Genomic DNA, 11,933 nt, shown 5'->3' on the forward strand with positions numbered 1-11,933 from the left:
ATTTTTCCTGAGTTAAAAATTAATGGTGATTCTAATTTGGGATTCATAGCTTGCCTGTTCGAAGTTTCGACTCCCCGAACCAGAGGTGGTAATTGTTCCGCCAACTCTAATTGTGGCTTCACCTGTTGCATCAGCTCTAGCCGTTTGATCAAAACTATTGACCGAGAATACAAAGGTCTCAATAAAAGCGCGGCCTGGATTCATAGACGGGTTAGTGACACTTATTTCTACGGGCAAGGCGCTGTTGCTAGGCAAACCTGATATGCTAAACACACCAAAATTACCTGGCGTTATTACTCTAAAGTTACTGTCCACCGAAAGGTTACCGAAAATATCTACGGACAAACTTCCAGGATTATCATTGTTCACGACGGCAACGGTACCGAAAGATATAGGGACATCTTCAACAATTTGTGCAGAGGCCGCACTTGAGACTAGTAGTAAAATGACCAAACAAATAAGTTTCATTAGTTTAATCTCTCACCGTCAAACTGACTTACAGTACAATAGCCACTATCTGCTCTGATAAATTCACATTCAGTTTGTGCTTCGAGTTTGCTGGCATAGGGACCAAAGCGCAAACTATAAAAGTCTCTGCCATTTACGTTTACCATTTTCACCAAGGTTTCTTTGTTACACAAACGATTTGCATATTTTTCTTGGAATGTCTTTTGACCTACATCTACGCTATTGAGCTTGCTATATGATGCTAGGTGAATCGCAAAACCTGAACCAATCGTAGCTTGACTGCCAGCGCTACATCTATCCTCTGCGTCTGGACTACTAAACTTAGTCCTATTTATTGGCTCTGGTACGACGACGATATTATCTGAACTAAACTTATTGTCTGTTTGGCTAATGCTATCTTCTTTAAGATTTTTGCTTAATGTACTTGACAGTTGGGGCGCTTTTCCGACGCTAACAGCCTGATCATTATAGGATACGTTTTGAGTAGAAAACTTATTACTTGGATTACTTTTATTGGCCGACGCGTTGCTATTGCCATCATTTCTAAACATTACGCCACTGTTACTTAAAGCTTGTGATTCGTCAGACAAATCAAATTCGGTTAAAAACATATTGGGGGAATCTTCTGCCTTAGTTATATTCAGGATTTTAGGAACTGAGCTATTGGCTGTGTCCAATGCATTTAAAACATAAGTTAATTCACTTTCCAGTGCGATCACTTTAGTTAGGCTGGGTTTTATCTCTTCCCATTCTTCTATATATTTCGTAATAAGACGCTGCTTTTTATCAAACTCATACTTATCTATTGAGCCGCCTGTGCCCTTTTCAGAATAGCTTGGGTTCTCGCTCTCTGAGTCATCACTGTTCCACATCGAATTTGTTAAGCTGCAAGCGCTTATACTTAGTATTAATATAAGGGCAAATAAGTTTTTGATGATGTGCATAGCAAATCCTAATAGTGTTTAGTTGTATAACATTGACTTCAAGCTATTTGTCAATTAACACGCGACCTAATAAACGGCACGTGCATCCTGGACTTCTTACATTGTAAAAATGCAAAATTCAGACCAGTCTGCTAAATACTTTAATGATTTGAGATGTATTGATATTTCGTGGGTTCGCAAGTTAGGCCTAACGATATGGCTTCGCTACAGGCTAGCTCTGCATCTTCAGAATTAGGATAGAATCCAGTTGTAAGTAAGGTTTGTTTCTGATATTCGACTGTGCTCAAAGGTAAATTTGCATCTGCCAACACGCTATTATTTAAGGTCAAGTAGAGACTTAGCCCAGCGTTTGATTTAAATGGCGCAATGACTGCCAAATATCCATCAAGCTTTGTTTTTTCCGTCAAAATAATATCGTCAATTAAGATTAGATCAGAGTCTGAACCTATTTCCACTTTTATAGGCGTGTGCTCTTTAAGATGTTTGCGCGTTAAGAACTTTTCATCGACTTCCAAGGTGTATGTGCCCGCAAAAATACCAGAGAATAAGAAATATCCATCATACTCAGAATTAACTTGCGCTTTTACAGCGCCCTTAGCGTCAACGAGATTAATGGTTGCCCTTGCGATAGGCTGTATACCACGGGCGCCATCTTGAAAGAGTAAGCCTTCAAGCTCTGAGGTCATAGCTACTGGAAAATCTAGTTTGTCAGCAACACCTTTACGAAAGCGTATACTTACGCCATCTATTAAAGGTTGTAAGAAAGGATTAGGCAGGGTTTCTTGGTCAATGACAATATCAGACAGTTTCTGATCAGGAATTCCCACTAAGGTGGCTATTCCATTTTCATCGGTTACCCCTCTAGCAAGTGCCTGTTTAAGTTCAACTTTAACATTCGGAATAACCATTTCGCCGGGGTCAATTTTTGCGTTTAAGTTTTTATCTAGAAAAACTCTTACTGATAAACTGCCTGTTTCAGCGATTTCTCGTTCAGTGATGTAAGTGTCACCATATATTAAAGGTTGGGCGCTGATGCTGAAACTAGCATTAAGACCAAAATCCCAACTACTCAAATCAGAGTAACCGGCCCTAGCATATAGTTTAAAATTATCGTGACGCCAACCAAACAGAAGACTTGATACGATATCTTCAGTCAAGTAGTTGTAGTCTATATCAAACTTGAAGCGATAATGGTTAGAAATATTCCAGCTGGAGGCTAGCTGCAAAGATTGTAAGCCTTTATTTTCATTGTCAGAGAGACCGTAGCTCGCCGTCAAACGGCTAAATACAGGACCTATAGCCTTCTGTACTGTGAGTGCCCCTCTAAGTTCGTCTATATTCTCTTCACTGAAAAATTCGAACTCTCTGTTTATATATTCAATTCTATTGAATATGCCAAAACCAGCCTGAGAATAGCCAATAGAATTGTTGGCACTTAAATTAGTAAAGCTCAAATTATCGTCGTAACGCACTTCATTGTTGTAGCTTAATCTATATTTATCTAGCAATGATATCGCACCTGAACTACGAAGCTGCAAAGAATGCGAATCCAACTTGGCATTATTCTGCGAATTTCTACTTGAATAGCTATAAGTACCACTCACCCTATGTTTTCCGATAGAAGTTCTAAGTCCTAAGCTAGTCGTTTGTTGATTAGAGTCGTTGATGTTAAAGGTACCATTTATCGCAACTTTGTTTGCGACAATTGAGTTTGCACTTAAGGTATATTGGCTTTGACTAAAGTCCCCACCAAAATCGGTTTGAAAGCCAAACCCAAGTAACACATTTGGGATAATTGTAGAACGAATATCAGTTGAAAAATTATACCCGGCGTCAAAAGCAGCAGTCTCTTTTTGTGTATTAAAGACCGACTCACCGCTTTGAGATAATGAAGCGGCATAAACCAAACCTGAATTTTGTAAAAATGATTTATCTATAGTTTGCTCTTTGTACTCTTTTAGTATTTGTCCTTCTGGACCATATTTAATTATCTCGAAAGTATTATCGCCAAAATTGAGAGGCACATCTAAAAATTCATATTGTCCAGTCTCTACAGCAAACTCTTGTCCAATTAAAACGCCATTTTGATAGAGTTCCACATCCCATCCCACCTGCAATACCCCTGAAATATTGGTAAATTGAATGTCGAGATTATTATTTTGAGTGGCATTGGTAATGGCTACGCCTCGTGATTGGTTTCGGCTAAAACCTTGTCTTACTGGCCTGATGTCACCCACTTCAATTTTACTTGCATTTAAAAAGCCTAGTAAGTCTGAAGAAGTAGACACTTTACTAAGGTTAACCCTAGCATTGGATAAGGGGTCGGTATCTGTTCCTGACAGAAATAAATTTGCATGCACAAGGGCTACATCTCTTGCCGCTATCAGACCATAACCACCGCTAGCGGTTTCATTTACGTCTCTGTAATTAGCTTGCAACGAAAAATCGAATATTTGAGGCGACAACAGACCGTAGCCTCGAAATAACTCAGGATGAATTGCTTCGTTGCGTCCACGTTGTGATATAGTTTTACCACGTCTTGCTAAATTTTGTTCAAAAGGAATCGGTTCTGAGGATTTTAAAGATATTTCGAGTAAGTTGAACTTGTACTCATGCACTAGGCCAAACCAGTCTCGTAGATAATCCTCACTCACATATAAAATATCGTCAATAAACATTACTTTTTTTGGATCTAGGGCCAGAAGTTCGCCCTTTAGTGTCAAATACGGTTTGTTTAGGTCGTCAAGATTTAAAGCAAAAGTATACTCTCGCTTAATGAACCAGCCCTCATAGCTTCTCTGTGAAGGATTTTCTTCAATAGCGAACTGGATTGTTTCCATATAAGCATTAAAATCAAACATTAGTCCAGTTTCTTCAGCTAAAACGAAAATGTCACCTAACTTATATCGCTTTATATTAAGACTGAATACTAACTCTTCTCCAACTTCAAAGCGCCCAGCAACTAAGCTGTCGGGGTTTGATGTAAATTCAATTTCGGACGAATTATTATTCGACGATACTTGTGCATATGAATTTGGAGTACAAACAAGCGCTACAATAATAAATGCAGTAAGCGTTAAAAGGAATGTATTTTTTGCTAGTTGATAGAACGCCATTTCACTATGTGTTTAGTTAGAACATACATAATGAAAGCAATTTTTGTTCCACATACTGAGAATGTATAGAGGAAAGTATATAGCGAGGATACTAGCTAGCCGTTAATGCCCGCCTAGCTAGCACCTAACAATTTTTATTACCCCACCAGCGCCAAAAGTATCCCTGCGGCAACCGCGCTCCCCAATACACCGGCAACGTTTGGCCCCATGGCATGCATGAGCAAGAAGTTATGCGGGTTTGCCTCAAGGCCTACTTTGTTGACCACACGAGCAGCCATTGGCACAGCAGATACGCCTGCAGCCCCTATTAATGGGTTAATGGTTTCTTTACTAAGCTTATTCATTAGTTTCGCCATTAATACGCCTGCAGCGGTGCCAATTGAAAAGGCTACTGCGCCTAGCGCCAAAATTCCGAGGGTTTCTGGCGTCAAAAAAGCTTCTGACGACAATTTAGAGCCAACGGCTAAACCTAAGAAGATGGTTACGGTATTAATTAAAGAGTTTTGCGCGGTGTAGCTTAAACGCTCTACAACGCCACTTTCTTTTAACAGATTACCGAAGCAAAACATGCCTACTAAGGGTGTCGCGCTTGGTAAGAAGATAAGCGTCAACATTAATACCGCAATAGGAAATATAATCTTTTCACGCTGCGAAACTACACGTAGCTGCTTCATTTCTAACTTGCGTTCTTCAGGGGAGGTAAGCGCCTTCATAATAGGCGGTTGAATAATGGGTACTAGTGCCATATACGAGTAAGCTGCTACTGCAATCGCGCCTAATAATTCAGGCGCTAATTTAGATGCCAAAAAGATAGCGGTTGGACCATCAGCACCGCCAATGATAGCAATGGCTGAAGCATCTTGTAGCGTAAATTCAAACCAAGGCAGGCCGTTTAATAACACCGCGCCAAACAGGGTCGCAAAAATCCCGAACTGAGCGGCTGCACCAAGCAGTAACATTCTGGGGTTGGCAATTAGGGCGCCAAAGTCAGTCATTGCGCCCACACCCATAAAGATAAGTAGCGGGAATACACCAGTATCGACCCCAATATAATAGATGTAATGCAATAAACCGCTGGCCTCACTAAAGCCAGCTAAAGGAATGTTTGTTAGCACCGCGCCAAAACCTATTGGTAATAACAATAGTGGCTCAAACTTTTTAACAATAGCAAGATATAGTAAGCCTAAACCTACCAACATCATGATAATTTGGCCTAACTCAAAGTGCGGTATTGCCGTGCTTTGCCATAAAATTTCTAACTTTTCCATACTAGCCTACCAACATCATTGTTTGGCCTACTTGCACGGCATCGCCTTCTTTAACACTGATTTGCGCAACTGAACCGCTAACGGTGCTGCGTACTTCAGTTTCCATTTTCATGGCTTCAAGTATAAGAATTACATCGCCTTCTTCAATCGGCTGACCGTCTTCAACGATGACTTTAAAAATATTACCCGACAACGGCGCTTTAATTTCGGTGTAGTTTGCACTGTGCGAATTTGTTTGTGCCGCTGAATGCGACACTTCATTCGTTGGCGTTGATAAGCTCACAGGTGCTACGTGGGTTAGTTCACCGCCCTTGCCTACTTCAACATGATATACCTTGCCATCAACACGTACGGCATAACTTGCAGCATCGTCAGCGAAAGGCTCAGACTCTTGTGCATTTACTTCTTGCGGGGCACTGGCAGGTGCTGGCTCGAAAGCAGAAGGATTATCTCGGTTTTCAATAAACTTAAGGCCAACCTGCGGAAACAAAGCATAGGTTAATACGTCATCTATGCTATCGCTCGCTAAACGAAGGTCTTTTTCTTTGGCAATCGCCAATAAGCCTTCTTCTAACTCTTGCATCTCGTCATCAATATTATCTGCTGGTCGGCAAGTAGTTGGTTCAGCGCCATCTAAAACGCGTGCTTGTAACTCTTTGTTCACCGGTGCAGCAGTTGCGCCATATTCGCCTTTTAATACGCCTGCAGTCTCTTTCGAGATAGATTTGTAGCGTTCACCATTTAGTACGTTTATGACTGCTTGTGTACCTACAATTTGTGAGGTAGGGGTAACAAGAGGAACAAAACCTAAGTCTTCGCGTACGCGGGGGATTTCAAGCAATACTTCATCAAACTTGTCTTCAGCGCCTTGTTCTTTTAACTGGCTTTCCATGTTGGTTAACATGCCGCCAGGAACTTGTGCGGTTAATATGCGTGCATCAACGCCTTTAAGGCTACCTTCAAATTGCGCATATTTAGCTCGTACACCCCTAAAATAGGCGGCGGCTTCAGCCATAATGGTTTTGTCTAGTCCTGTATCACGCTCAGTGCCTTCAACAATGGCCGCAATAGTTTCAGTCGCGCTATGACCATAAGTCATACTCATTGGGCTGATTGCGGTATCAAGCATGTCAATGCCAGCATCGATCGCTTTTTGATAAGTGGCTGTGCTAAGCCCAGTGGTTGCATGACACTGCATGGCAATGGGCACCTTCACAGTAGATTTTAGCTCGGTAACTAATTCTTCACAGTCATAAGGTTTTAGCAAACCGGCCATGTCTTTGATGCAAATAGAATCAACGCCTAAGTCTTCTAGCTTTTTGGCCATATCAAGCCAAAATTGTAGTGTATGCACTGGGCTTATAGTGTAAGCCAATGTACCTTGAGCATGAGCGCCAACATCTTTGGTCGCTTTTACAGCGGTAGTCAGGTTACGCACATCGTTCATGGCGTCAAAAATTCTAAACACGTCTACGCCATTTTTGTGCGCACGCTCAACAAATTTGATGACCACATCGTCAGCATAATGACGATAACCTAATAGGTTTTGACCTCGTAACAGCATTTGCTGTTTTGTATTAGGCATCGCTTTTTTAATGGCGCGAATACGCTCCCATGGATCTTCGCCTAAATAGCGAATACAGGCATCGAAGGTGGCGCCGCCCCAGCTTTCCATAGACCAATACCCTACTTTGTCCATTGCCGCAGCAATGGGTAACATATCGTCTAAGCGTAAACGAGTGGCTAATATTGACTGATGAGCATCACGAAATGCGAGCTCAGTGATTTTCAACTTTGTAGACATATAAACGGTCCCTATCTTGTAATTTATTCTTTCTTAATGTTACACGGCTTTTTAATTGTTACCGTTTTACTTCGCTGAGTTACGTCTATGCGTATTTACAGCTGCGGTAATCGCCTTAACAATGTTTGGGTCTACTGTCGTTGGAGTTGAATTGTTTTTATTATTCTGACTATATTTAGGTCCGCTATTTTTGTGTGCGGCAACAGGTGCTTGTGGGAAAACTCTAGCAAACCAAGCAATTGAATGTACTCCACCAATAAGTAAGGTCAAAAAAGCAAACACTACGCTCATACCTACACCCATCAATATTCCAGCTTCTGCTAATTGCTCTGACATCATCTCACTTTTTCCTCTTTCTAAAGAACGTTGTCTTCAGTACACCTTGGTAGAGTATTTAAATACCATGGCAAGTATGAAAAAACAACGTCAATCCCTAATAAACATGCGATTAATCAAGTTTTTTATGCATTTTTTCCATTAATTGCGCAGCTTTTATTCGTTTTAACGAATGGTTAACAAAATCGCAACCAAACCTGCGTCAAAAAACAGACACAAAAAAACCACCGTTGGGTGGTTTCGTTGTTAAGTGGCGCGTGCGGAAGGATTCGAACCTCCGACCGCCTGGTTCGTAGCCAGGTACTCTATCCAGCTGAGCTACGCACGCGCAAAAGCGGTAGCAAAGTAAAGCCTTACAATTTTTGTAAATACACACTTTTGAAAAATAACTCAGAATGTATTTAGAAAAATTGGCGCGTGCGGAAGGATTCGAACCTCCGACCGCCTGGTTCGTAGCCAGGTACTCTATCCAGCTGAGCTACGCACGCGCAATCTTCTAACAACACAATGGCGGAGAGAGAGGGATTCGAACCCTCGATAGGGCTATAAACCCTATACTCCCTTAGCAGGGGAGCGCCTTCAGCCACTCGGCCACCTCTCCAAATTGTGGAGCGCAAGTTTACTGATACAGCAACGTAAGTCAATGCTTTTTTAGCTAGAAAATATCAATCGATACAATTTTAACCAATTCAGTAAAAATATTGCGCCCTCAACGCAAAAGCTCGGTAAATACCGAGCTTTTTCTTAAATTTTATTATTAACTGTCGGCGACGTTTCCGTTACCCTTTTCTGCTTGGATGCGCATATAAATTTCTTCGCGATGAACCGACACATCTTTAGGTGCATTTACGCCTATGCGCACTTGATTACCTTTAACGCCTAAAACAGTCACTGTAACGTTGTCACCAACCATGAGAGTTTCGCCAACACGACGAGTAAGAATTAGCATATATCACTCCTATTTTATAAACCGTTGAGGTTAATAACACATTTACCTTCAACATTTAGTGCACTTGTGTGCATACATTCCAATGTAGCTGCTTCTATATTTGCAAACCGCAAATTTACATTAGGCTTAACGTGAACACTACACTACAGTGTATGCTCAGTATAAAGCAAGGTGTAAAATTTCGCTAATATTTATGCAAACTTTTAAAGCATATCAGGAAGTTAGCTGTAAACAACGCTTGCTAAGCTCCCGTATCTTTATTTTTTAACCGTTCAAAACCTTACTCAGCCATGCCTCTACAGAAGACAAAGCGGCATCTAAAGACTCTGTTTGACTTCCACCGGCTTGGGCCATATCAGGACGACCACCACCTTTACCACCGACTTGTTCGGCCAAAAAGCTGACTAATTTACCCGCATGTACCTTATTGGTCAGATCTTTTGTTACGCCAGTAATTAAGTTAACTTTCCCGTTCGCTTCAAGGCCTAAGACAATAACACCAGACTTCATTTGAACTTTTAAATCATCCATCATGCCGCGTAGAGCTTTAGGCTCTGCGTTACTCAGTTTATTAACGAGTAACTTCACGCCATTTACATCTATTGCATCTTTTACCAAGTCTTTCGATTGTTGCCCCGACAATTGTTGCTTAAGTTGTGCTAATTCTTTGTCACTTTGTTTTAACTGAGAAATTAGCGCTTGAGTCTTTTTCACAACACTCGCTTTGTCAGATTTCACTAAATTCGCAATTGCGAACAAAGTGTCAGCATCCTTGTGCAGATAGTCTAGTGCGGCTTGGCCGGTAATAGCTTCTATGCGACGCACTCCAGATGAAATACCGCTTTCTGATACGATTTTAAACAAACCAATATCACCTGTACGATTAACATGGACCCCACCGCAAAGTTCAGTAGAAAAATCGCCCATTTGAACTACACGTACTTCATCATCATACTTTTCGCCAAATAAAGCCATCGCACCGGCTTCTTTTGCTTCTTCAAGTCCCATTAACTGGGTGCTGAGAGCATGATTCATTCTTACTTGTTGGTTAACACTATTCTCAATTTCAACAAGAAGCTCGGCCGAAATCCCCTCAAAATGCGAGAAATCAAAACGTAATTTTTCAGCGTCTACCAAAGAGCCTTTCTGCGTAACGTGCTCTCCTAAAATATTGCGAAGTGCAGCGTGCAGCAAGTGCGTTGCGCTATGGTTTAACTTAATCGCTTCTCGTCTATCTTGATTAACGTTTAATTCAACAGTATCTCCTACGGCTAATTCCGTCTTCAGATCAACCTTGTGCACAAAAGCGGCACCTACTTTTTGAGTATCAAGAACATCTGCAATGGTATCTTTAAAGCCTAAGGTACCTGAGTCCCCTACTTGACCGCCAGATTCTGCATAAAATGGCGTAGAATCCACAACCACCAATGCTTCTCCTGTAGCACTTTCTACCGGCTTTTGATCAACCAGTATGGCTTTAACTTCTGCGTGAGCACTCAGTTCTGTGTAGCCGGTAAACGCAGTTTCATGCTCTAGTTTTATAATATTGTTATAGTCAGCGCTAAACTTACTCGCCGATTGCGCCAATGACTTTTGTGCCTGCATGGCTTTTTCAAAACCGGCTTCGTCAATAGTAAAATCTTGTTCGCGGGCTACGTCGTTAGTTAAGTCGGCTGGAAATCCATAGGTGTCGTAGAGTTTAAAAACAAGTTCGCCGGGTACCACTTTGCTTGTAAGTTTGGCAAGTGAATCATTTAAAATTCCCATGCCTCGCTCTAATGTACTAGAAAATTGCTCTTCTTCCGCTTTGAGAACTTTCTCGACCATAATTTGCTGTTGTGCAAGTTCAGGGAAAGCTTCTCCCATTTGTGTAACCAACTCAGCAACCAACTTATAGAAGAAGACATCTTTTGCACCCAATTTGTTGCCGTGTCGGACAGCACGTCTAATAATGCGGCGAAGGACATAACCGCGGCCTTCGTTAGATGGGATAACACCATCACACACTAAAAAAGCACAAGAACGGATGTGATCGGCAATAACCCGCAAAGATTTACTTTCTAAATCGCTTGTACCAACGATCAATGCTGCTGATTTAATAAGTGCTTGGAATAAATCAATTTCATAGTTGCTATGCACATCTTGTAAAATAGCCGATATCCGCTCCAAGCCCATGCCAGTGTCGATTGATGGTTTAGGTAATGGTTCCATATCACCGTTTGCTTGGCGATTAAATTGCATAAAGACCAAATTCCATATTTCTATAAAACGATCGCCATCTTCTTCTGGTGTCCCCGGAGGACCACCCCAAATATGTTCGCCGTGATCATAAAATATCTCAGAACATGGCCCGCATGGTCCTGTATCACCCATTGACCAAAAGTTGTCTGAAGTTGCAATTTTAATTATGCGTTCTTTGGGTACACCAATTTCTTTTTCCCAAATTTCGAATGCCTCATCGTCGGTGTGATAAACCGTAACAAGCAACTTATCTTTATCAAGACCAAGTTCGCCTGTTAAAAACTCCCACGAGAAATGAATCGCTTCTTTTTTAAAGTAATCACCAAAACTAAAGTTACCCAGCATTTCAAAGAAGGTATGGTGACGTGCAGTATAACCAACGTTTTCTAAGTCATTATGTTTACCACCGGCACGTACGCAGCGCTGCGACGAAGTTGCGCGTGTATAGTTGCGTTGCTCAGTACCTAAAAACACGTCTTTAAACTGATTCATACCCGCATTTGTAAACAATAAGGTTGGGTCATCAATCGGTACTAAGGAAGATGTGGCCACTTCTTGATGTTGTTTGTCTACGAAGAAATCTAGAAAAGCGCGACGAATTTGAGCGGTAGAGCGTGTCATTTAAGTTCCTATAGTTTACGCGTTACTTGGCTTACGCAATCAGCTTTGGCGCTATTGCAAGCTTGCTAACGAGAATGAATATACTGAGTATATAGTTTCCTGATTTAGGTATTGTCGCTTCAGCACTTAACATTGCTGAAACTTTAATCCCTACTTAGCCGCGAACAATATCATTATTGCTTTGTA

8 protein-coding genes and 3 tRNA genes are annotated in these 11,933 nt (G+C 41.3%); all 11 read right to left on the reverse strand.

Annotation, left to right across the window (positions count from 1 at the left end; all coding sequences use genetic code 11):
• Positions 1-12: 12 nt before the first annotated feature.
• Positions 13-468 (reverse strand): DUF4402 domain-containing protein, encoded by a 456-nt coding sequence (locus AC0L6H_RS18400; protein WP_473390701.1) that lies wholly within the window; start codon positions 466-468, stop codon positions 13-15.
• On the reverse strand, positions 468-1,412 hold the full coding sequence (locus tag AC0L6H_RS18405) for an SPOR domain-containing protein (protein ID WP_473390702.1): 945 nt from the start codon (positions 1,410-1,412) through the stop codon (positions 468-470). The genes AC0L6H_RS18400 and AC0L6H_RS18405 overlap by 1 nt, the downstream gene beginning before the upstream one ends.
• Positions 1,413-1,552: 140 nt before the next feature.
• Positions 1,553-4,528 (reverse strand): MSCRAMM family protein, encoded by a 2,976-nt coding sequence (locus AC0L6H_RS18410; protein ID WP_473390703.1) that lies wholly within the window; start codon positions 4,526-4,528, stop codon positions 1,553-1,555.
• 137 nt (positions 4,529-4,665) lie between these two features.
• Positions 4,666-5,796, reverse strand: coding sequence for a sodium ion-translocating decarboxylase subunit beta (locus AC0L6H_RS18415; protein WP_473390704.1), 1,131 nt, complete (start codon positions 5,794-5,796; stop codon positions 4,666-4,668).
• 1 nt (position 5,797) lies between these two features.
• Positions 5,798-7,600: a sodium-extruding oxaloacetate decarboxylase subunit alpha gene (gene oadA / locus AC0L6H_RS18420; protein ID WP_473390705.1), complete on the reverse strand. Its 1,803-nt coding sequence runs from the start codon at positions 7,598-7,600 to the stop codon at positions 5,798-5,800.
• Positions 7,601-7,666: 66 nt separating this feature from the next.
• Positions 7,667-7,939, reverse strand: coding sequence for an OadG family protein (locus tag AC0L6H_RS18425; RefSeq protein ID WP_473390706.1), 273 nt, complete (start codon positions 7,937-7,939; stop codon positions 7,667-7,669).
• Between the two features lie 248 nt (positions 7,940-8,187).
• Positions 8,188-8,264, reverse strand: a tRNA-Arg gene (locus tag AC0L6H_RS18430).
• Positions 8,265-8,347: 83 nt separating this feature from the next.
• Positions 8,348-8,424, reverse strand: a tRNA-Arg gene (locus AC0L6H_RS18435).
• 20 nt (positions 8,425-8,444) lie between these two features.
• Positions 8,445-8,537: transfer RNA gene (locus AC0L6H_RS18440), tRNA-Ser, on the reverse strand.
• 156 nt (positions 8,538-8,693) lie between these two features.
• Complete coding sequence (csrA, locus tag AC0L6H_RS18445) at positions 8,694-8,885, reverse strand: carbon storage regulator CsrA (RefSeq protein ID WP_420670953.1); 192 nt, start codon at positions 8,883-8,885, stop codon at positions 8,694-8,696.
• A gap of 264 nt (positions 8,886-9,149) precedes the next feature.
• Positions 9,150-11,747 (reverse strand): alanine--tRNA ligase, encoded by a 2,598-nt coding sequence (gene alaS / locus AC0L6H_RS18450; protein ID WP_473390707.1) that lies wholly within the window; start codon positions 11,745-11,747, stop codon positions 9,150-9,152.
• Positions 11,748-11,933: the final 186 nt, after the last annotated feature.

The organism is Glaciecola sp. G7-5 (assembly GCF_055808975.1).

Excerpts from the sequence above, each read along its gene's own strand:
- AC0L6H_RS18415 (WP_473390704.1), bottom strand. The coding sequence starts at position 5,796 with ATGGAAAAGTTAGAAATTTTATGGCAAAGCACGGCAATACCGCACTTT.
- csrA (WP_420670953.1), bottom strand. The coding sequence starts at position 8,885 with ATGCTAATTCTTACTCGTCGTGTTGGCGAAACTCTCATGGTTGGTGAC.
- AC0L6H_RS18410 (WP_473390703.1), bottom strand. The coding sequence starts at position 4,528 with ATGGCGTTCTATCAACTAGCAAAAAATACATTCCTTTTAACGCTTACT.
- alaS (WP_473390707.1), bottom strand. The coding sequence starts at position 11,747 with ATGACACGCTCTACCGCTCAAATTCGTCGCGCTTTTCTAGATTTCTTC.
- AC0L6H_RS18400 (WP_473390701.1), bottom strand. The coding sequence starts at position 468 with ATGAAACTTATTTGTTTGGTCATTTTACTACTAGTCTCAAGTGCGGCC.
- oadA (WP_473390705.1), bottom strand. The coding sequence starts at position 7,600 with ATGTCTACAAAGTTGAAAATCACTGAGCTCGCATTTCGTGATGCTCAT.
- AC0L6H_RS18405 (WP_473390702.1), bottom strand. The coding sequence starts at position 1,412 with ATGCACATCATCAAAAACTTATTTGCCCTTATATTAATACTAAGTATA.
- AC0L6H_RS18425 (WP_473390706.1), bottom strand. The coding sequence starts at position 7,939 with ATGATGTCAGAGCAATTAGCAGAAGCTGGAATATTGATGGGTGTAGGT.